Consider the following 22,078-nt stretch of genomic DNA (forward strand, 5'->3'; position numbering starts at 1 on the left):
CTACGGAACACAACCGGAATCCTCATACCAATAGACTTCCGTAGTTTCCGATCGATTTCGGCTCGATGATTTATGTCTCGTAGGTGTGTGACAAATCATTCGGTGTCAAATCAGCAGCGCAGAGTTCAGCTGCGCACAGGAGCGTGGAATGTCGGGAGAGATGAAAGAGCGGATCGTCTTGAGAGCGAAGAAAACGTTCCGAAGAAGTCTCGCGGCCGGCCCGATGGCGGAGATCGCGCGATTGCCTCAAGTCGTCGGTGTCGAAGTCGACTCTGAGATGATGACCGACGCAGACACTGCGGATCTGCGTCGCGATCCAGATGTAAGTATGATTGTCGACTCGATGCCGCTGAAACTGATCGAACCCGTTGGCGGCCAAGAGCATACGCCAAGTGCGGTGGGAAACACTTGGGGAATCGAAGCCGTAGGAGCGCACACCAGCTCATACGATGGTTCGGGTGTCGTTGTCGCTGTACTGGACACCGGAATCAACCCGACACACGTCGCGTTCAGCGGTGTTGCGCTCGAACGCCGCAACTTCACGCAAGGAGGACCCGATGACGAGAACGGTCACGGAACACACTGTGCGGCAACCATCTTCGGACGTGATGTCAACGGACTTCGCATCGGTGTTGCTCGAGGCGTGAGGAAAGCGTTAATCGGTAAAGTCCTCGGCCCGGGAGGCGGCAGTTCGGCCAGTTTGGCGAACGCGATCAATTGGGCCTATGAAGGCGGCGCCAACGTCATCTCGATGTCACTTGGAATCGATTTCCCAGGATTCGTAGACTACTTGGTTAGAAGTCAGGGGTATCCAATCGCCGCTGCGACATCGATCGCTTTGGAACAGTACCGAGCGAATGTGAATTTGTTTAGCAGCTTGACCGCGTTGCTTGATGCCGGCAATCCGTTCTCTCAGGCGGCGATCATTGTTGCGGCGTCAGGAAATGAAAGCGATCGCCCGAGGTATGAAATCGCTGTCTCGCCCCCGGCAGCCGGTGATGGCATGATCTCTGTCGGTGCTCTCCAACGTTCTCAGGTTGGAAACCTGAGCGTTGCCAATTTTTCCAACACCCAGTGCAACCTGTCAGGGCCTGGCGTCAGCGTAACATCCGCTTGGATTGGCGGCGATCATGCGCTGCGAACCATCAACGGTACCAGCATGGCGACACCGCACGTGGCTGGATGTGCCGCACTTTGGGCAGAGTATCTGAACCGCGTCGGAGTGCAGTTAACGAGTGAGAACCTTGCCGCAAAAACCCTTGCCACCGCGGAGCCGATTATCGGATCGACATTTGACGACGTTGGGAATGGAATCGTGCGGGCACCACAGTAGCCGCAATCACTTCGTCGTTGGACGATCCGTCACTTGCTGACGAGTGAGTTCCCAGATAACTCCTTCGCCGGTGCCATCACCTCGGAAGTGAATGAGTGGATGCAGTTGTTTCCGATTCAAACACTTGATCGTATCACTGAGCCGGCGTTTCGAGTCTTGTTCAGGTTGTCCGGGCAGCGGGTCATCGATTCTCGGTGGCCAGCCGTCCTCTTCGAATGCGTTCAAGACGGCCTGCTGATTGTGTGCAACCCATTTGAAATGTTTGACGATCGCGCCGCGAAAATGAAGCACGCGTCGCTCCGAGTCCCACTGCGGAGACGGAGTTGACGTTGGCAACTTTGATATTGGGAAAATTTTTTGAGCGCTGTTGGACACCGCTGTTGTTTGACGGCGAAGCGGTTGCTCAATGAGGTCCAGGATGTCTTTGGGCACGGCTGCGATTCCGGCAGCACAACGAATCCCTTTGTCCGTTAAAACGAAACAGGTTCGTTTAGCAAACGTCAAATCACCTGTCTTTCGAAACGAACGACCATTATCGTTTTCTAACGTGATTTCTCGTTGATGTTCGACTAACCCGTTGCGAACCAACCATCGGAAGTCATTTGGGACGAGCGCAAGTGACGACAGCTGTTCAATTTCTACCGCGAAATCCCAACGACAACTGTCGGATTGCTCGGCATAAATGTTCGCTGTCAGAAGACTGGCAAGCGCTGGACGCAAGTGTTCTGGAACGGGGCCAACTTCGACTGCTTCAAGATGTTGTGACATGCATCTGGCTCGGCGACGTACAATGATCACACCAGTGTGATCACCATACCGAACCCCCCGATAGAATTCAAGGTTCGAGCCTGTGCGTGATGGATGCAAAGCAGCAAGTTTGGCGCTTCGCCGACATCCAGCGGATTTATGCTGGCGAAGCCACATCATCGACCTGACCTTCCGTAGCAAATTCGAATTGTTCTTCGTCAGGCAAGGAGAGAATCAGGTGATCTGGGATACTGAAATGGAACGTTGAACCAACCTGCCTCGTGGTTTCCACCCAGATTCGGCCGCCCAATTCGGAGACGATGCGTTTGCAGATCGCTAACCCGATTCCGGTCCCCGAGTACTCGCCTTGCCCATGCAGTCGTTGGAACGGTTCAAAGATTTTCTTTTCGAACTTTTGATCCATGCCGATGCCGTTGTCGACAATCGAGATGATATAGAAGCCCGCTTCGCGTCGTCCACGTACGTCGACGAGAAGCGGGCGCTCGGGGTCGCGGTATTTGATCGAATTTGCGATCAGGTTTTGCAGCAGCGAATAAATCTTTGTCGCGACACAGCGAACCCTCGGTAGTTTGCAGTGTCGGAGTAACGCGCCCGATTCTTGAATCGCCATCGACAGATCGTGCTTAATGTCGTTTAACGCCGAATTTAGATCGACATCGGTCGCTTTCTCGTTTGACGTCCCGAAGCGAGAGTATTCAAGCAGATCGTTGATCAGGTCTTGCATTCGCTTTGCGTTGTTGTTGGCAAAGTCGATGTATCGTTGCGCGTCCTGGTCAAGTTGGTCGTAGTACTCTTGTCGCAACAGTTCTGTGAAGCACGTGATCATCCGCAGAGGTTCACGAAGGTCGTGTGAGGTCACATGCGCGAACCGTTGCAGTTCCTCGTTCTTCTGAATGATCTCGTCGGCTGATTGCTTCTCACTGGTCACGTCGAGAAAGATCCCTGCCGCGCGTATCGGATTTCCCTCAGGGTCACACTCCACCGTTTTACCCCGTGATTGAATCCATTTCCAACTCCCGTCGGCACAATGGATTCGGACAACCGTTTCTTGAAACTCGCAGTTCGGTTCGACATCCTCGTGAAAAAGTTTTTTGGGGCTGTCATCGGGATGAATCAACCGAGTAATGGCATCGATTGTCGTCTTGTTCTCGACAACTTTGTGACCAGAGAGTTTGCTGAATTGGTCGTTAACCGTGACTACTCCGGAGGGAAAACTGACGTCCCAGATGACGGCTTCAGCGGACCGAACCACTAACTCGAGCCTTTCACGCCATTCGGCTTCCTTCCGTTGACATTGATAGATGTATGCGTCACGACATGCGATTTTTCGTTCCAGGTTTTTCTGTTCGACAGCAGATCGAATCGCACAGTCGAGTATCTCTGCCGTCAGTGTTGCCTTGACCAGATAGTGCTGCGCACCGGTCCGTATTGATTCGGTAGCGAACGATTCACGACCGAGTCTCGTCAGCGTGATCACGGGGAGAAACGGATGTTCCAAGATGGCTTTGCGAATGAAGTGCAACGTCGCTTCACCGGGAAAGGAATCATCAATCAGAATGCAATCCGGTAACTGGTCTGCCAGAACGTCGTTGGCTTGCTCGATTGTTGCGGCGGTAATCGCGATTACTTGATAGCTAGGTAAACGTTCGATATTCCGTGCGATCCATCCGCGATCGTTGCTGCTATTGTCTACGATCAGGATGGACAGATTGGTTTCTTCGGCCTGATCGCTTTGTTCAGCAGCGGTTGCATCGCGGATAACCGAGAACAGTGAATCGAAACGCATTCTCGATTTGCTGACAAAGTCTCGAACGTTTCCATGAAAGACGTTCGCGGCCACAAACTCGTTGCTATGTCCCGTCAGAATTACAATCGGTATGTCGGGGCGTTCACGTTGGATTTTGGTGACGGGCGGTTCATTCGGCTCACATTGCAGCTTTTCATCCAGGAAGATCAGGTCGGGATTCCATTCTTTCGCGGCTGTTAGTGCCCGACAACAATCGTCAATATGGTGCAAGATAAAGCGACATCCATGTGGGTCACTCGCTTGACCTTTCCTCAAAATTTTGGACAGCAACTCGAAGTCGTCGTGGTTGGGGGTAACCACGAGGATCCGATAGTCGCGGGCGACGATTGGTGGTGGGGTCATTGGCTTTACTACTACGGTCATGGTAGGAAGCCTTCTGCGACGCAATCGACAGAGTTGATTGCTACAAAAGACGGTGCCTTCGAGTGTCGCCGGATTTCTTGGATAGCGTCTTGAACCGCGGTCGCGACGTCGAGTGTCGAATCCGACTCGATGATTGAATCGGAGTGAGAAATCGAGTCGAAATTGAGGTCGCGATACAGACAGCTATGCAGCAAATCATCGGGTTTTCGCTGAGGTGGCTTGAGCGTTGTCAACGGTTCCAATTCCTTGCAATTCTTTGTTCACTGAACTGAACTTGAGTCAGTCGCCAACACGACTTTCCCGCAAAACCCAGCAATTGAATTCCTCCTTGATGACGATGAATGTCACTTCGTTGGAATTCGTGTGCCACTCGCGAAACGGTGATCACATGCATTGATCACTTTGACCTTCTCGTGCCCCATCTCATCAATCGCCTTCATAGCAGATCGTGTTTCTGTGAGAGGGGGTCTACGAAGGAAGCAGTGTGACGTCTTGTCTCCCGCAATGAGCGGGCAATGGCCGTTCGCATTAAAACTATCTTAGCGCGAAGCTATCAACTCGCAGATCAATTCCACAAACCTGGGGGCAACCTTCACGAGGGGAGTAGCCGTCTACCACTCGAACCGTCTGATGTCTGAATGATGCCATCGAATGAGAGATGGCAGGCGACGGTCATTTGAGAGACGCGATCCTTTTTGGGAATGCGTTTTTACGGCATTTCAACAGGGCGTTATTTTTTAACGCGAAACGACCGATGCGTGAATGCGAAACACACTTCCTCGAAGAAAACGACTTGAGTCCATGGTCCCGAATCTTGATGTCGGAAAACACTTTTCGACTTTCATGCAGATAACACGGAGCTATCCGCACCATTCAATGTTTAGATCACATCGCGAAGTGAACTTAACGCGAGTGGCTCCTTCGTGGCAAAGGGCTCACCGTATCGTCGCGCGATCAGATTACCGAAGTAAGCGGCGTCTGTTTCAAGGCGGTCCAACATGGTTGGATGTTCTTGCGGACGGCCGGTAATGAACTGGCTTTCATAAGCCTTGATCGATTCTCGTTTGCGATCGAAGGTTTCCGAAATATCGACGATCCAACTCGGCTGTACCGCCAATCGAAGGTGAATGCAAAAGTAGTAGTACAGACGTTCGGGATGAAAACGTTCACCCGGCATGTCTGACTTCGAGAGCTTCGCATAAAACCGCGCCGCTTCGATCATCTCCGTTGCGGCGACATGGTCCGGATGGGCGTCATGAAAGAAGGGAGCAAAAATCCAACGCGGACGCAGCATTCGAAAGTAGCTGGCGATGTGCTTCCGAGCTTCCAAGGTATGCTGTAGCTCGCGGTTTTTAAGCCCCGCGTTACCACGCCAAGTAGGCCTAAGAATCTCCGTTGCCTTTTCAGTCTCTGCGCGGCGGATGGCTTCGCTGCCGTGCGGTGTGGGTTCACCAGTTGTCAAATCAAGAATTCCGACACGCATTCCTTGGTCGACCATTTTCGCAATCGTTCCGCCCATTCCAAGTTCGGCATCGTCGGGGTGCGGTGCGATCACTAAAAAGTCGAGCGGATCGATGGGCCCGATTGCTTCGGGACCTTCGGTGTGAATGGATGTCATCGCTGATAGATCGGCAAATAGTGATAGCGTACTGAAAGGGAGAGTACGGCAAGTGAGGTTGAGTAAACCATTCCGACGTTTCGTTCCTCGCCACTCGGTGACATCCACGATCCGTCACGTCGTTGCCGGGGCAACAGTAGTGATGCCACAACGGATCGCGCTTCGTCATTGAACTTGCCCCCGGCTTGGTACATGCCCTGTGCATAGTAATACAAGCCATAGAACAAATACCTTTCACTGACTTTGGGACGGTTTTGCATTAACCAGTTCGCGGCTGCCGCAACCTCTGCCGCTTCGTATTGTCCACAGACTTGCATCGCTAGCAAGCCAGCCGCAGTCATCGTGAACGAGGGGTGGGATTGACCGGGGGTGTAACTAAATCCGCCACCAGTACTGGCGGGACCACTGAATCGTCCGGTGTAAGAATTGCGAAGGTACTCCAGGGCACTTTCGATCGCCTCCGAAGGAACATCCAAGCCGTCATTCTTCGCGGATCGAAGTGCCATCAGTTGCCAAATGGAGACCGAGAGGTCGCTTTCAGTTGATCCCGGCGTGTAACGCCATCCACCTTGTAGCCGCCGGGATTTACGGACCGCTTGCGATGCCAAAATTAGTCGGACGGCTTGTTCGAGTCGGTCGTGAATCGCACGATTCTGAGCTTCACTGGCGCCCATTCCCAACATCTCCGTCAACATCAACGTCGCGATCCCATGTCCGTACATACGGGAACCGTCGTGCGATCCCAAGTATCCGGCATCGGTTTGATGATGCTCGCGAAGCACAAAGTCAATCGCTGCTCGCATCGCATGACCTTGCCGGTTGGGCTGGGACGGTTCAATGCCTAGGGATGCCATCGCCATAATTGCGAGCGACGTCAACGCGACTTCGTGTCCGCGGTCTGTGATAGATCCGGCAGCAATGTGATCGGCGGTGCGCTGATTGCTGAGCAGATAGTCGATTGCGCGATCGCATGCTTCATCAAGTCCGTCATCAACGTAAAGCTGATCGATTGGTGCGGACTCCTGTGCGAATATCCAGTTCGGTTTTTGAGAGCAAGCCAATGCGCCCATCATGCCGAAAACGCAGCGGCGGTTGAAACGTTTCATTCGGTCACCTCTGCGGATCGTTTGCCCAGTGCCTTGAAATACGCTTTCACTTCAGCGGCATAGCTCCGCGGAACTTTAGAGCCGGGACCTTCGTTGACGTCTTTCACGCCTTGTGCACGAAGATCGCCCCAGTCGCCGCCTTCGACCTGATCGATGGCATCGACCGCATCACTTCCGCCCGGCGGATCTCCTGTTCCCGATTGCGACAACGGATCGTTGGACTGATTGCCTGTTTGATTTGAATTTGGCGACTGACCCGCTTGGGCTTGCGCGAGACTTCTCATTCGTTCCTTTGCCGCTTGTTGGGCCTGCGCGTCGAGCATTTGCGCCAGCGTTGCGGAGGCATCGGTAGCATTCTCGCCGCTTTGGTTTTGCCCCGACTGAGAACCAGACGATGCTTGTGCGGATTGTTGCTGGTTCGCATCGCCACCGTTAGAGGCGCCCTGGGAAGATGGTTGTGGTTGTCCGCCGGATTCACCCGCGTTCTTGTTTCCAGACTGAGCATTTCGTGAAAGTGTTCGATCAAGTTCATCGAGCGTTTGGGCCATCTGCTCCGGGCTTGCTTGACTGATCGGTGACTGGGATTGCGAAGCTGACCTTGGCGACTGACCTGGCGTTTGACTATTGCGTTGCCTGTTCGGATTCGTTGAGGCCATCTGGCTTGGATCGGCGCTTGGCATCGATTGCATTTCCGTTGACGCAGCTTGATCCTGATCGGCGTCTCCTCTAGAGAACGTGGCTTTTAGTTCCTTCGATTGTTTGTCGAGGAGTTGCGAGGCTTCCGACAAGGCAGAGCTTGCCGTCGGAGTCACCGAATTTTCGTCTGCCGCACGGACCAATTTTTCGTTGGCTTCTGTGGTAGCACGGGCAGAACTGTTTTCGACCGAACGTGAAGCACTAGATAGCTTTTCGGCGACAGGTTCGTTGCCCAGCCGACGCTCGTGTCGTGATGCACGCATTAAGTCGTCCGCCGATTGCCGAACATCTCTGTCGATGCCTGATTGTTGCGTCTCAAATCGTTCTGCGGTTCCTCGTTCCGAGCGAAGTTGATCGGCGAAGTCGCCCGCTTGTGTCAATTGGTCAAGCTCTGCGGTGAGTTGTTGAAGCCGGTCGATGGCGTCATCGGAAAGCGAATGGCCTAGTTCCGAAGCCGGATTCGGTTTCGTCAGTTCGATTGCCTTCGGCGTGTTAATGGCCAACGCTCGGTCGTTGGCCCGGTTACGTCGATCCCGTGCAAGCTCCTTGGTGGTTTTGGCTTGCTCTTCTGTTCTTTCGGCCTCAAGCAGCCGATCCTGTTGCCGCCTGATCTCCTGTTTTCGCCATTCGTTGTTGGGATCGCTTTGTAGGCGTTCTTGCTCGCGAGTGATTGCTTCGTTTGCCTCACGGATGGTTTTTTGGGCTCGGTTGATTCGTTGGTTCGCCTGCGTTTCATTTGAATTCCAACGATTGCGTTGCTGGTTGAGTGCGTTCAGTTCTTGATTGCGGAGTTGGTTTTCGTTTCGCGTCATGTCCGCGGCGGCGCGATCGCGAGCTTCGTCGGACTGATGAAGCGCACGTTCAGACGACCGTTCCATTTGCGACGAAGCCTGTTCGGTACTCTGACGAGCGCGCTCAAGCTGGTTTCGAAGTTCTCGGGCTGATTGCTGAATTTCCTCTAGCGTCGCGTCACCCCGACGGCCGGTTTCGGTAGCCTTTACGGCGGCATCAAGCGTTTGCCGTGCTTCTTCAAGCAGCCGTCTTGCGTCGGCGTCGTTGCCCCAACCTGCAGCGGATGCTGCGGTGGAAAGCGTACGGTCCCTCAATGTCTCTGCTCGCTGGACGAATTCCTCTAACAGCATGCGTTGTTGTTGCTTTCGCTCTTGAAACGCGTCATCCTCTTGTTCCAGCCGCCGCTGAATCTCCGCTTCCAGCTTGGATGCCTGTTGTAATTGTCTGGCCGCGTCGTCGACGATTTCGGAAGCCAGATGACTGAGCGAGTCTTGCATCGCTTCGTTCCGTTGCAATTCTTGCTCAAGCTGCTTGAGTAGTTCCCTTGGGTCTTGAGACGCTGCTTGTGCAAGTTTTTCAGCTTCGTTGTAGCGGTTTAAGAGCTGATTTGCCGTACTCAGTTGTTGTGCATCCTGACGAAGTCGCTCACGGCTTTCGCTAAAGTCTTCGCCTCGTTGCAAGCGTTCAAAGTGCTCCGCGGTTTCTGATAAACGCTGTTTCAACAATGCCAAGTCGTCGGCGGATTTTTCGAAAGCCCGCTGACGTTGCAGATCGGTTGAGGCGTCTTGAATTTGACGTGCGGATTGTTGCGTTTGGCGGAGAGCGTTGGAAATCAATTCCGAAGCGGCATCCGCATCACGAGCGCGTTCACGTTGGTCTTGGTCCAACACCGTGGCCGTATTCGCTTCATCGATCAAGCTTTGTACCGTTTCGGTCGCTTTGCGGCTGGCTTGATCGATCGCTTGAAGTGGCTTTTGGGAATCTTCGTCGCTGTCTGATTGACGCTGTGGGTTCTCCTGGATCGCCCGATCGGCTGCCGCCGCCGCTTCACGAGCTTGTTCGACAAGGCTTAGTACATACCGTTTCAGCGTTTCACGTGCCTGCGTCTGTTGTTCGTTCAGTTGCCGTTCTGTTCGAGTGAGTTCGTCGAGTACGACATCAAGCGGTGCAACCGCCGAGAGATACGGTTCGTTACGCCAAACTCGCTGATCAAATTTCTCTTGCGCCGATCGCCAGTCGTCCGAACGTCGTGTGCGTTCGATGGGCGCTAGGTATTCGTCCCAGTTGATGCCCGCATCGCGAAGGTGAATTGTCGCTAGTTCGAGCACGATCTCTTGGTGCCGGAACCAAATGGGGTGATAGATTTTTCGCACGGGGGCGCCATCCGGCTGACGCTCGCCTTCACGAATCGCCGCGATCGAGCTTTTGGCTTGGCGTAGTTCGGCGCAGGCTTCAAGCACTCGGATCGCCCTGGAGATCGAGTTCAATACAACCTCGGGTGTTTCGTCCTTGTACGGCTCGTATCCTTCTCGTGTCACGTTCTTTACGGCGCGCGAGTACAGGTTTAGGTCGGAGGCAAATTCAAGATCCGAATGCATTTTGACGCGGCTGAGTGTTTCGCGTCCTGCTGTCCGCACCGTCAGGCGTTCTTGTTGTGAGGCAAAGCGTAGTTGTTTCCAACGAACGTCGGCTGCAAGTTTGGTCGCTTGATCGGCATCACGCGTATTTTGCGATTCCGACAACGACTGTCGCATTTGATTCCCACGATCACGGAGGAGATCGGTTTGCGTGGCGAGGTTTCCCAGTTCCCGAGAGAGATCGCGTTGAAGCCGGATCATCGAGTCGTGGACGCCGTGGTCGATCATTTCTTGTGGCTTGTTGGAAGCTTGATCATTCAGTGATTGGATGACCGCATTCGCTTGGTCGCGCTCCGCGTTCTCCTGAATCAGCGTGTCCAGTTGGATCGCCCAACTCTGGGACCACGGGCTCCAGCGACCTGAAAGATGTTGCGCCGTTTGCATTGGCAGGAGCTCGGCATACTTGGCGAGCAACCGATCAACTTCTTCGAACTGTCCGGCAAGCAGCCCCACGTATCGCCCCAATCGTTCTTCCGGCAAATTCTCAGCCATGTCGCTGATGTTCCGCTGCAGTGTCAGAACGTCCGAGTACATCGCCGATTGAAACGCGGCGGCGAATCGATTTTGTGATAGCTCTGAGAGGCGTTGACTCTGGTTCATCGCATCGGCAGCTTCTGATTTAAGCCGCTCGTACGCTTCCTTCCGTTCGGACGCCCATCGGTCCTCAGAGAGTGTGCGGATGAAGCTCAAGCCGACAAACACGCCTTCGATCCGAAACTCGATATCCACGATCACATTGGCTGCCAATTCGGTGACCGCGGCATTGGCGTCATTTCCAGTTGAGGCAAGAACCAACCGTGACTGTTTAATCAGATCAGTTGACTTGCGTTGCAGCTCTGACCACTGTTCGTGGTACTGGCCGTAGTTTTCCAGTTGTTGGTTTTCAGTTGCATCACGCAACTTTTCAGCAAGTTCATGACAAGCGTCAGCCCAATCGTGAATTGAAGATTGGTAAGCGGCTTGGGAATCCAAGAATGCATGACGATCCGAATTGAATCCTTCGCCAGCGATCATCAACTCGATCACCGGCGACATCGCACGGTTGCCTTTGCGATCGATTGCGACGACACGAGTGCGAACGACATCACCAGCCTTCAAGCGATTTTCAGGGGAAGAATCCCCAAGTCGATGCATCAAGTCCCAGGACCAAGCCAGGTCATGCTGGCGGGAGGGGCTATCCAAGTCGAGCGGATACGATTCGATTTCGTCACCGTTGACCTTTACTTCTTGCAAAACCTGGTCGAGTGGTAAGTCGTCCGTGACTTGGGCCTGAAGCTCCAAGACATCAACCGAAGATACCAATCGTTTAAGTTCGGTACCGGTTTGCCAACGCACAATCGGTGTCAGATCCAGCACTGGGACGATCAAGTTCATCGGGGCGAACGGGTTGTCCAATCCGCTCACGCTACTTTCGGCTTCGATCTGATACTGCCCAGACGTTTTAATTGAGACCGATGTCTTGAACCGTGTTCCCGCCTCGTCCACTGGCTCCATCATTGTCTTGCTGCCGCGGACGCCGTAGCGAATCGCAGCGAACTGGACAGGCTGATCAAAGGTGACAGTGACCTCCGCAGTCGTATCTTGCAACGCTTTGAGGTCGCCGTGTTCTTCGACCGAAGTTCGATCGGTAAGCTCAGCGTATTCCGGAAGATGGTAGAGCTTTTCGAATTGAATCACCTTGGGACGTGGCAGCGGTGTCAAGCGATGCCACCGCGTGATGGCGTCACCGGCAAGTACTCGATACTCGATCGGGGTCGATCCGACCGATAGGTTTGCGGAGTATTGTTCGGAAGGAACCGATTGGTCATTTGCTAATTCGGCCGATTCGTCGGGAGACGCGTAGCCGAGCATCGACGGTGACAGTCGGGGCGTCATGGTCGATTCGCCTGAATTGCCGTCCGGGTCACGCCATTGGAGCAGAACATCGGCGTTTCCGAGTCGCTCGATCGAAACGATCACTGCGACAGCATCGCCTTGAGCGACATATTTTGAAGCAGGACTTGGCGCTTCGATGCTGACTCGCGTTTGCGAGGCTCGTTCGATCACAATCCCCGGCAACGCAGCGCGTGCGAGTCGCCGGCCGAATTGCGCCGAAGGGATGAGCATAAAGGCTAAACAAATCGTCAGAACACTGGCACCACTCAAGATCCAACGTCTCACGAGCTTAATCGGCAAGACGGATTGGACTTCGAGTCCAGCGATGCGTCGGGCGACACGGTTTTGCAGCACACGCTGAAAGTAGATCGAGCCGTTGGAATGGTCAGGGTCTGATAGCTCTACGGCGGAAAGTAAATCCTCTTTCAGGCCAGGGGAAAACTCGCCAAGTTGCTTTGCTAGTTCAAGTTCGTCCCTTTGACGAATAGGGCGAATCGCGGAGAACCACACGACGACTGCCGTGGTGAAGTAGATCACCGCCCCACAAGTCCAAAGTGCGATGTCGCTGACAAAGAGGAAGTAGTCAAGCAAGGCGACCAGCATGACCGTCGACAGGAACGTAAGAATCGCGATACCGATGCCGCGTAGCACCAACAACAAATTGCGCCGACGACGAAAGCGATTTAACCCGCGCTGCGTGACCGGGTTCAATTCACCCGCGACGTTCATGAAACTCGAGGGCGGGGAGCCACCGGGAGGTCCGTTATTGATAGTCGTTGACATCGCCAAATTTCGTCCTGTCTCGGTTAAACCAAACCCGCACGCTTGCGGCACCACCATTCAACGGAAAGCAGCGCAATGATCGGCAGAAACCAGAAATACGATTGCCAGAGCACCGTATCGGTTTCGATGATAGTGCCACTCGAAAGCGGTTTGAGGTGTTGAAGGATGCCCTGCGCGTCTGACTCGTGGTAGTAGTCGCCACCGCCGGCCGACGCGATCTCTCGCAGCGTTGTTTCATTCAAGCTCATCCGCAACATCTCCGCGTTGCGTGGCTGGTTGATCCAGATCGGTGTGGTGGCAAGCAAAGCCGACTCGTCAAAGCCGCTAGCACGAATTCGAACGGTGTATTCGCCGGGCGAGAGCGTCTGCAGCAATCCTTTAAAAGTCCCGCGTTCCGGTTGGTCCACAGACAAGGGGACTGTCGCGATGACGATCCCATCACGCATCACCATCGCATCCACCGTCGTATCGGTGACGGGATTGCCTCGCCCATCTCGAAGCCTCGCGCGGACTTCAACCGGATCACCTGCCGAATACTCCACGCGGTCCGTACCGAGTGAAACGAATTGATCACTTGCCGAGTACGGCGGATCCATCGCGGCAACGACAAGCTGGTTCCAGAATCGCGCATGGAAGCGGTCAGCGACCTTGTAACGCCAACGCCATGTCTGGTCGGATCCACAATAAAAGACTCGGCCGGAACCATACATACGAGTTGCAAGCCAAGGAGTCGATTGGGCATTGCGGATGACCGCATCCGCCCATGATTCAGAACCTTTGGTTAATTCCACATTGGTTGACCACATCGGCGGAGGCAATTGCATCCAAAACCGTTGCAGGTTTTCAATCCCATCCGCCAGGGACAATGCGGGCTGTTCCATTCCAAGATCGGTTGGGCGGATGCCGGTCGGTTCGTTCAAAATCTGGCTGCCCAGGTACCTGACGGGCATCAATTCGCCGAACTCTGTTGACGCGAGTGTACGGAGTTTGCCGAATCGACCCTCGATCAAAATCAGTCCGCCACCGTTGGCGACGAACCGCATCAAGCGGCCGCGATCCTCGGTGCGCAGAAGCGACGGTTCCACCTCGCCAAGCAACACCGCGTCGTACTCCGCAAACGCCGTATCGCTATCGGGGAACTGCCCTTCGCGATTACCAAGAGGAAGCGAAGGCTCGCTGGTGCCAGGTCCGAAGACGACAACATTTGCGGTCCATGCGGGATCTCGTTGAAACAGGTTTTTGAGATAGCGTTCTTCCCAGCGACTGGAGCCGTCGACAATTAATAGATGGCGATCTCTTGTCGATGCGGTGACACGAAAGTCCATGCGATCATTGTCGGTCGCATAATTATTTCCGGGTGACGTCACGCTGGCAGTCAGCTGGATGACTTCGTTGTTCCGCTCAATTCCGCGTGGTGTTTTGCGTTTCAAACGCTCGACGATCGCTTGCACATCGATATCGAAAGGCACGTTGCGAACTGATTGATCGTCAAGCAACAAATCGCTTTTCCAAACGACCTCTCCTTCGGATTCGATAGCGATGCCGATTGGTGTCCCCCGTTCGCCGGATTGTTTCATGACCAGTTCACCGGTCAATCGGCCTTCGCGGGCCACCGTCTGTGGGTGACGGACTTCGAAAATTCCAACGTCAGGCGGCTCCTCGGTTGACCCAAATCCCATCGTGACGACTTCGGTGCCACCGAGTTTCAAATGGTTTGCCAATGCGGTGCTGCTTCGGCCGCCCATGTTGGCCAGTGTTTGCTGTCCGTCGGTCATCAAGACCAACGCTGATCTGCGCATGGAGTCCTGTTGGGCCTTGCTCGAATCGGTCGAACCGCCGTCGTTGAGATTCAGCGACGCGAGAACTGCATTCAGGGGTGAAGCCAAATCGGTTGCCGCACCGGAGGCAGAAAGGTCAAGCGATTGGGGAGTCTCTCCCCCATCGTCACTGGACCAAATCGGCGACACGCTTCCTTGATCGAACGCGACAACGTCAACGACATGTGTTTGCTTGATTTTCTCCAGCCAGCCCAGTTCCGTCGTTGACCCCATCAGCAAATTGGTTGCCCGCTGGAGCCGAGTGGGTTGGCCGGAATCACCTTGGCTATCTTTCAGCGACATGCTGTTGGACGTATCGATCGCAAAGATCACTCGTCCAAGGGTGCCGATCACTTGCCGTCGATGCCAAACCGGTCCGGCGATCACCAAGACGACCATTGCAACGGCAGTGGCTCGAAGCGCGGGTAACAACCAGCGGTACGGATTTGGCAACTGTTGTGTTTCGCGTTGGTACAACGCAAGAACCGCGACGATTGCCGCCAGCGTGAATAACACGACCAACCAGATCGGGTAGTCGCCGGCGAATCGAAGCGAAGCGACGAGGGGCAAGCTCATCGGATCCCTCCTTGAACTCGTCGTTTCGCGAGAACATTTTGTTGCAGCCAGAGTTCAGCGACTAATGCGACGAGCAGCACACACCACAGCCAACGCCAGATTTCCCGACCAAATTGCCGTGTGCGATCGGCCGCATTCAGTCCAGAGGCGTCGTCGAAAAGCGACGCTTGTAGAGACTCGCGCAAGCGGTCGATTTGCTGCTGTCCGGCTCCACGCAGCGAGGATTCATTTGCGTCGACAGAGACCAAGCGGACGACGGAAGGTACGCTCTTGGCAGCGGTTTGATTATCCATCGCTGACCGGCGGGCAATCGTATACAAGCCTTCTTGGTACGTGTCCGTGAAACGAAGCACTTCGTCACCACTCGGCATTGCTTGGGCCACCTCACCATCAGGCAACGTCACCGACCAGCGAATCGAGTTGTCGCTGGCTTCCAAGTCGGTCGCTTCAAAATCGCTCGAATCCAGCACAAGAGGCTGACCCACGGGGATATCCCATTGCTCGCGTTTTCCTGCTAGGTCGAGGACCATTTGACTGACCATTGGAAGGAACACGGGACGCAACGGTAAGTTGCTCCAAGCGTCGTTTGCCGTAAAAGCGAACTGGACGATCGTGCCTTCACCGACGGGAGCGGCGACAGCGAGTAAGTCGCCCGCCGTCGTCTGCATCAACACTCGTTTTGCCGATTGGGCTTCCGGTGACAGAGTTTTGTCGAACGACAATCGGCGATAAGCATTGAGTGTGACGTCGGAAAATGGATTGCCGTTACCGTTGGCGATCACTTTCCAAGGGTCGTACTGCGGGTTGGGTCGATCGATGCTGAATGAAAGTTTGGCGCTATCGAGGCCTTGATCGGAATCCTCCTGAGCGGTTTGGTTGACGGTTCCGAGCACCGCCGGAAACGAGAGTGACTGCCCGTCGGCTTGCCAAGTCGCATTGTAGGTTTCGATATCGACGTCTGGCCCATCGAACACCACCAATGCGCCGCCTTGATTAACGAAGTCGACAAGTGTCGAACGTTGTTCCGGTTGCAAAGCGGGAACATCGGCGAGGATGACGACGCGTGGCGCGTCCTCGCTGATTGACGCTGGCATCTGGTCGACCGTAACGACCGACGACTTTACCGGGTCTGGTCGGTCATCGCCGCCGAAAGCGAAGGGGCTCAACGCGATCGCCAGAAAATCAGCCTGTCCACCGAGCGGTCGTGAACTTGGTTTTCCGTCGACCAACAAAACGTTGACGGCGGACATTACATCAACGACCACCCCACGATGATTGTCTTCGATCAGCATGTCAGATCGATCGATCATTGCGGTGACAAGGTGCTGGCCAGGATCATCGATCGTTTGAGTCAGACGATTTGTAACGACACTTTTGGCGTCAACCGAGATGGTTCGTGGGTCCAACGATTGACCATCGATTGACCAGACAAGTCGCACATCGTTTGCTGCCGCTTCACCGCTGTTGCGGATGGTTGCTTCGTAAACACCGGCGCGTTGGCGGACGACGACGGGTGATTGGACAGAGACCGAATCGACGGAGACGTTGTTGATCGCGTCCCAGTCCGGTTGGAGATCGATGAAGTCAAAGTACGTTTCGACGCCCTGACCGGCGAGCACCTTGGTTTCATCAGCGACTCGCTGCGCCGTTTCCAGGCTTGTTGCATCGATGATGCATTCTTGAAAGTCGCTGAGGAGAACAATTTGCCGCCTGCGGTGAGTCGCATCTTGAGCGGCAACCACGGCGGCCTCAAGCAACTGCCCGATCGTCGTAGGGCCGCCTTCGGGTGAGAGTTTTCGCAACTTGGTCAATGCTTCGGAAACGCCCATCTTCGACGGGACCGAGGCGACACGCGAAGATCGAACAAGGATCACTTCGTCGCGGCGTGAAAGTTCGCCCAGAACCGATCGTAGTTGTTCTTTTGCTTGCTCTAACAGCGAAGGCTGACCCTGTGGTGTCAAGGACATGCTGCGTGAATCGTCGATTGCGATAATCAACGTTTTTGGGGTGTCACCGGCGACCGCCTTGAGCCCAGTCCAAACGGGACGGGCGAGGCAGAATGCGAGGATGACAGGAATCAGGCAACGCAGCAAAAGCAAGAGCAGATTGGCGAGTTGCATCCTCCGGCGATTTACCTGCACGACCGCTTGAAGCAAATGCATCGCGCCCCAGTCAATCGTCTGGAAACGACTGCGAAAGAACAGGTGGATGACAAGCGGAATGGAGAATGCCAACGCTCCGAACGCTAAGACTCCGTTGAGCAAGTTCATCGCGTCAGCCTCCGCCGAGCGGCAACGTACTCGTGCAAGACATCAACAAAAGGCTGGTCCGTCGTCACCTGAACGAGGTCAACGCGACTACGGCGACACGCTTCCTTCAAGTCATCGTTGTGTTGCAGAAGTCGTTGTCGGTAGGCATCACCGAGCACACGGGCATCAACCATCTGTTCGGGCGCAGCCAGTTCGAGGTCCTTGAATTGAACTCGTCCGGTGAACGGGAAGTCAACTTCGTCCGGATCCAAGATTTGGAAGAAGATGACTTCGTGGCGGGCGGCACGCATTTGGGCAAGTGAGCGAGACAACGACTCGATGTCGCCCATCGAATCTGACAGGATCACGACCAGCCCGCGTTTGCCGAGCTTGGTGATCACTTTGCGAAAAACATTTCCCAAATCAGTTTCGCGGCGATCATGGTTCGACAGCAGTGCGGTTAAGATCGCGCGAAGGTGTGACGGGCGACTGCGTAGTGGGACTTGGTTGCGGATTTCGTTATCGAAGGTGATCAACCCGACAGGGTCTTGCTGGCCCAATAAAAAGTATGCGATAGCGGCAGAAAGTCGGACCGCATATTCGCGTTTGGTTAAACCCTCGACACTTCGTGTTCCGCCGTATTCCATCGATCCGCTTTGATCGACCAAGATGCTGCAACGGAGATTGGTTTCTTCTTCGTATTGGCGGATGAACAGTCGGTCACTTTTTGCAAAGACCTTCCAGTCGATGTTCTTCAGCTCGTCGCCTTGAACGTATTGGCGGTGTTCTTTGAATTCGACACTGAACCCTTTGTGGGGTGAACGGTGTCTGCCAGTGCAATAGCCCTCCACAACTTCTCGGGCAAGCATTTGAAGTCTCGCGACCCGAGCCAGTTCTTTCGGTTTGACAAAGTCCAAGATTCGCATTGGCGAAAAAAGTCAACGACGTTTGAAGCGGGGTGGGACGTTGGGAGAGATCACGTCGGCAAAACTTTGATGTGTCTGCCAAACGGCTGGCGTAGTTAAACGACGTTTAATCATCCCATTGTATCCAGGCTATTGTAAGCAAGTTTCCCTTTCCCTTGACCACGATTGCCCCCATCCGATGGGGAGATTGCATGTTTAATTCCACCCAGCTTGGCTTCGCCTTCGCGATCATCGCCAACACCATTTGGGGCGTGTTCCCGATCTTTTGGAGCTTCCTGCGGGGGACCCCCGCGTTGGAACTGGTGTGTCATCGAATCGCCTGGGCGTTCGCGTTCTCGCTGCTGATCGCCGCCGCCCGCTTTTACACGCTTCATCAGGACCTGCGGAAAAAGCTGCTCAAGACGGTTTTCAATCGGAAAACGTTGGCACTCTACGCAGGCTCGGCAATCTTGATCGCAATCAACTGGTTGGCATTTCTGTGGGCGGTCACCCACGATCGCGTGCTGCTATCGTCGCTCGGCTATTACATCAACCCGCTGTTCAATGTTCTGTTGGGCGTCCTAGTGCTAGGGGAGACCCTCCGGGCCTCGCGGTGGGTAGCGATCGGGTTTGCAACCGTCGGCGTGGCCGTGATGGCGATCGGAACGGGAGAATTTCCCTGGGTTTCTTTGTTCATGGCGTCTTCGTTCGCCGGTTACGCGCTGCTGAAAAAGAAGGCTCAGCTGGACGTGATGTATGGCTTGCTGATCGAAACCGCGGTACTGATCATCCCGACGATCATCTACTTAGGATGGTTGCAGTCGACGGGCGAAGCGGCATTTTCGGTTCACAACTGGAAAGTAGACGCGCTGTTGATGCTTGGCGGCATGTTCACGTTGATTCCGCTCGCGCTCTTTTCGGCAGCGACTCAGCGAGTTCCACTGTCGGTGATCGGCGTGTTGCAATACGTCGGCCCAACGTTGCAATTTATCTGTGGTGTCGCGTACTTCGGCGAAACTGTCAGCGTTCAACGGATGATCGGATTTGCGTTCGTATGGGTTGGCGTCGCGATCTTTCTATTTGTTCGCAATCCACAAACCGCCAATGCGGATGACGCGGACGCTGCGATCGAGGAAGCCGAGCGCGCTATGTCCGGCAACGAGTCAACGACAACGGTGGCGTTCAATCCTCGCACGCCCGCCCCATGTTGCGAAGGCTAACAGCACCCTGTTGCGAACGCTAACGGGCCGCTAGCGGTTGCTTCGAAGAAACGCGGCTTTGCCAAGTTTGGCAAGCTGTGGATCCATCTGATTGAAGGTCGATTCGTCTTTGAAAAGCCACAGGATCCGTGTGCGTCGATTCTGTGGCAGTCGTGGCACTGCCGCATAGCCATCAGTAAAGATGATCAGCCCGTCGTACTGGCGATGTTCGTCGATAAAATCGATGACGGGTTGAAACTCGGTCCCGCCGCGACCTGTAACGACGAAGTCGCGTTTGGCTCGTTTCAGCGTCATGACTTCGGATTGGATCTGGACGTCAAACCAAATCACGTCGACCGATTCGACACCGTAGCGAAAGAAATTGCTAACGACCGAGAATCCGGCTTGCAAATCGCTGTGGTTCATGGAGCCTGAAACGTCAACGGCGAACAACAGCTTTGTCGTAAAGTCGTAGCGACTTCCCATCTGTGCGAAACCGTATCGCCGGCTTGGCTTCATCCGTGTCAGTCTTCGTTGTACGGCCAACACACTTTGACGGAACTGACGTAGCACAGCGCGATAGTTCAGCTTTGGATTCAGCGTCGCAAGAAGCTGCTCTTTTGCCGATCCCGCAATTGACCCCCAGCCGTTGTGTTCGGCTGCTTCGCGGACTGCCGTGTGGATTTCATCTTGGAGCAGTTCGTCACTGTCCCACTCCAGTGTGTTTTCGACACCAACTGCTTGCGGATCGGCATACGCATCCAAGCTCGAGGGGGCCGGTGCCGGCGTTGGGGCGGATGAATCGGGTGCATCGTCCGTTTCGTCAGAAGACTCGGCTAGTGATTCGTCGACGGCTGAACTTTCATCGTCAGCACCACCATCCTCTTCGTTTGACGCATCGTTTTGCGATTCATTCGCGTTCGGTTCGTCGCGGGCGTCAGATGCAGATTTACCGGGATCTTCGGGAGGATCCTGTTGAGATCGCTCAGACAACTCGCGGTAGTAAAATTCAAAATACTGGTCATCAAACGCGTCGTCAGAGAAAACCTCGCGAGCACGCGGAACTGGCAAACCAGTCCGCAAGCATTCTTGCACGGTCAGGTTGCTTGCCATGTACGACAACTCGGCTTCTGGCTTGCGTCGGTCGTAGGGATGGCCGAGCAGGATTCGCATCGCTTCGAACGACAGCACGTCGCGAAGTTGATCACGCCGGAGTGAAGCGATGAACGTCGGGTTGAACTCCACGCGGCCTCGTGCCACACGGATCGTTTCGATTGCCGGCTGCGCGACGACGTCGTGCATTGTCCATGCGGCAAACAGCAGCGGCTCGGTCAGAAACCAAGTTTCAGCGACCTGCGTGATCCGCTCACGTGGCGAGAGTTGGTTAAAGCGACTGGACTTTTTTGCGGCCATGGAGTCTACGTGCCTACTCGACGCGGATGCCTTCCATGTAGCTGGTCAGCAATTCTGTCAACTCCAGCGACTCGGACACAAAGCCCATCACGGATTCAAACTTCGGTTTCTCCAGTGTCGCGACCCAGTGCGCGACAGCTTCGTCAAGCTTTCGTCGACGAAGTAGCTTGAGGTAACCGAGCAATCCCTTCCGCGCATCATCTTCTTTGTCCGTCGGGCACTTTTCACCAGCAAGCCAGATCAGAATCTGTTCGTTTAACGTCAGCAATTCCGCCAGCGTCATCTTGTTGAGTGTTTTGCGGTGCTTGGAAAGGTCAAACAGAACGTCCGGTGGGCTGACAGCTAGCTGGGTTGCCAAACTGCGGCGGAACGCAGACGCGGCCGCCGAACCGACGATTCCGGCGACCAATTTGATGTGTTTGTCTTGCAACTGATCGATCGGACGGATGAAGTCACTGACGCGATTCCATGCACGGCGGTCGGGCGTCTTGTTTAACCCCGTATCGCTTTCCGGAGGCGAATTGGAAGCCCCGGAACCCGCTAGGACAGAATCGAGGAAATGCGGTTGCTGCTGGATGAAGTGCGTGATGCGGTGATCGACGCCGGTGCGTTCTGCCCACAGCAGCCAGTCTTCAACTGTTGGCGCAAATTCGTAGAGGTTGAACCGCGAGATCAGTGCGGGATCCAAGTCGGTGAGTTGGTATTCGTCACCATCGTTGACCGCCGACACAATCACACTGCCTTCGGGCAAGCGTTTGCCGGCGAGTGTTTTGTTGAGCGCCAGCTCCATCACCGCTTGCAGAATCTCTGGGCGAGCGCGGTTCAATTCGTCAAGGAACAGCGTGATCGGCTGGTCGTCTTCGGGCCACCAATACGGCGGCAGGAATTCGCTTCGTCCAGTCGCTTCGTCTTTGTGCAACAACCCGATCAAGTCACCGGGGTCGCTCATTTGCCCTAGAAAGAACGAGATCACCTGCATACCACGTTTGGCGTAGTACTCGGTAATGATTTGGCTTTTACCGATCCCGTGGCGCCCGACCAGCATCACGTTCTGACTTGCTGGTGTCAGTTCCAGCAACTCCAACAATTCGTTCGCGTCGACTCGTACGGCCAATGTGGATTCCTTCGTCAATCAGGCTGG

Annotated in this window: 12 protein-coding genes; 2 read left to right on the forward strand and 10 right to left on the reverse strand. The window is 54.6% G+C overall.

What is annotated here, in order from left to right:
* The first annotated feature begins 148 nt into the window (after window positions 1–148).
* Window positions 149–1,333, forward strand: a complete 1,185-nt coding sequence (locus tag CGZ80_RS07165; protein ID WP_094412814.1) for a S8 family peptidase — start codon at window positions 149–151, stop codon at window positions 1,331–1,333.
* Window positions 1,334–1,339: 6 nt separating this feature from the next.
* Here the strand turns inward: CGZ80_RS07165 and CGZ80_RS07170 are convergent, their stop codons facing one another.
* The 8 genes from CGZ80_RS07170 to CGZ80_RS07210 form a co-directional block, all read right to left on the reverse strand.
* Window positions 1,340–2,101: a hypothetical protein gene (locus CGZ80_RS07170; protein WP_094412816.1), complete on the reverse strand. Its 762-nt coding sequence runs from the start codon at window positions 2,099–2,101 to the stop codon at window positions 1,340–1,342.
* A 136-nt stretch (window positions 2,102–2,237) separates the two neighbouring features.
* Window positions 2,238–4,250, reverse strand: a complete 2,013-nt coding sequence (locus CGZ80_RS07175) for an ATP-binding protein (RefSeq protein ID WP_158249759.1) — start codon at window positions 4,248–4,250, stop codon at window positions 2,238–2,240.
* Window positions 4,251–5,151: 901 nt separating this feature from the next.
* Complete coding sequence (gene bshB1 / locus CGZ80_RS07185) at window positions 5,152–5,889, reverse strand: bacillithiol biosynthesis deacetylase BshB1 (RefSeq protein ID WP_094412822.1); 738 nt, start codon at window positions 5,887–5,889, stop codon at window positions 5,152–5,154.
* Window positions 5,886–6,995 (reverse strand): prenyltransferase/squalene oxidase repeat-containing protein, encoded by a 1,110-nt coding sequence (locus CGZ80_RS07190; RefSeq protein ID WP_094412824.1) that lies wholly within the window; start codon window positions 6,993–6,995, stop codon window positions 5,886–5,888. The genes bshB1 and CGZ80_RS07190 overlap by 4 nt, the downstream gene beginning before the upstream one ends.
* Window positions 6,992–12,724, reverse strand: coding sequence for a hypothetical protein (locus CGZ80_RS07195; RefSeq protein ID WP_094412826.1), 5,733 nt, complete (start codon window positions 12,722–12,724; stop codon window positions 6,992–6,994). Before CGZ80_RS07195 ends, CGZ80_RS07190 begins: the two co-directional genes overlap by 4 nt.
* Before the next feature lie 77 nt (window positions 12,725–12,801).
* Window positions 12,802–15,171 carry a hypothetical protein gene (locus tag CGZ80_RS07200; RefSeq protein ID WP_094412828.1) on the reverse strand — a complete coding sequence of 790 codons (2,370 nt, stop codon included), beginning with the start codon at window positions 15,169–15,171 and terminating at the stop codon, window positions 12,802–12,804.
* Window positions 15,168–17,441 carry a BatA domain-containing protein gene (locus tag CGZ80_RS07205; protein ID WP_094412830.1) on the reverse strand — a complete coding sequence of 758 codons (2,274 nt, stop codon included), beginning with the start codon at window positions 17,439–17,441 and terminating at the stop codon, window positions 15,168–15,170. Before CGZ80_RS07205 ends, CGZ80_RS07200 begins: the two co-directional genes overlap by 4 nt.
* Complete coding sequence (locus tag CGZ80_RS07210) at window positions 17,438–18,346, reverse strand: DUF58 domain-containing protein (RefSeq protein WP_094412832.1); 909 nt, start codon at window positions 18,344–18,346, stop codon at window positions 17,438–17,440. Before CGZ80_RS07210 ends, CGZ80_RS07205 begins: the two co-directional genes overlap by 4 nt.
* 191 nt (window positions 18,347–18,537) lie before the next feature.
* Between CGZ80_RS07210 and rarD the strand changes: the two genes are divergently transcribed.
* Entirely contained in the window at window positions 18,538–19,545 is a 1,008-nt protein-coding gene (gene rarD, locus CGZ80_RS07215; protein WP_094412834.1) for an EamA family transporter RarD, read from the forward strand.
* Between the two features lie 30 nt (window positions 19,546–19,575).
* Here the strand turns inward: rarD and CGZ80_RS07220 are convergent, their stop codons facing one another.
* Both CGZ80_RS07220 and CGZ80_RS07225 read right to left on the reverse strand, forming a co-directional pair.
* Window positions 19,576–20,937 (reverse strand): DUF2201 family putative metallopeptidase, encoded by a 1,362-nt coding sequence (locus CGZ80_RS07220; protein WP_094412836.1) that lies wholly within the window; start codon window positions 20,935–20,937, stop codon window positions 19,576–19,578.
* A 13-nt stretch (window positions 20,938–20,950) separates the two neighbouring features.
* The gene (locus tag CGZ80_RS07225) at window positions 20,951–22,051 is read right to left on the reverse strand and encodes an AAA family ATPase (RefSeq protein WP_094412838.1); all 1,101 of its coding nucleotides are present in this window, start codon (window positions 22,049–22,051) and stop codon (window positions 20,951–20,953) included.
* Window positions 22,052–22,078: the final 27 nt, after the last annotated feature.

The organism is Rhodopirellula sp. MGV (assembly GCF_002251265.1).
GTDB classification, from domain to species: domain Bacteria; phylum Planctomycetota; class Planctomycetia; order Pirellulales; family Pirellulaceae; genus Stieleria; species Stieleria baltica_A.

Excerpts from the sequence above, each read along its gene's own strand:
- bshB1 (WP_094412822.1), bottom strand. The coding sequence starts at position 5,889 with ATGACATCCATTCACACCGAAGGTCCCGAAGCAATCGGGCCCATCGAT.
- CGZ80_RS07220 (WP_094412836.1), bottom strand. The coding sequence starts at position 20,937 with ATGGCCGCAAAAAAGTCCAGTCGCTTTAACCAACTCTCGCCACGTGAG.
- CGZ80_RS07170 (WP_094412816.1), bottom strand. The coding sequence starts at position 2,101 with ATGTCACAACATCTTGAAGCAGTCGAAGTTGGCCCCGTTCCAGAACAC.
- CGZ80_RS07205 (WP_094412830.1), bottom strand. The coding sequence starts at position 17,441 with ATGAACTTGCTCAACGGAGTCTTAGCGTTCGGAGCGTTGGCATTCTCC.
- CGZ80_RS07165 (WP_094412814.1), top strand. The coding sequence starts at position 149 with ATGTCGGGAGAGATGAAAGAGCGGATCGTCTTGAGAGCGAAGAAAACG.
- CGZ80_RS07210 (WP_094412832.1), bottom strand. The coding sequence starts at position 18,346 with ATGCGAATCTTGGACTTTGTCAAACCGAAAGAACTGGCTCGGGTCGCG.
- CGZ80_RS07195 (WP_094412826.1), bottom strand. The coding sequence starts at position 12,724 with ATGAACGTCGCGGGTGAATTGAACCCGGTCACGCAGCGCGGGTTAAAT.
- CGZ80_RS07200 (WP_094412828.1), bottom strand. The coding sequence starts at position 15,171 with ATGAGCTTGCCCCTCGTCGCTTCGCTTCGATTCGCCGGCGACTACCCG.
- rarD (WP_094412834.1), top strand. The coding sequence starts at position 18,538 with ATGTTTAATTCCACCCAGCTTGGCTTCGCCTTCGCGATCATCGCCAAC.
- CGZ80_RS07175 (WP_158249759.1), bottom strand. The coding sequence starts at position 4,250 with ATGACCCCACCACCAATCGTCGCCCGCGACTATCGGATCCTCGTGGTT.
- CGZ80_RS07190 (WP_094412824.1), bottom strand. The coding sequence starts at position 6,995 with ATGAAACGTTTCAACCGCCGCTGCGTTTTCGGCATGATGGGCGCATTG.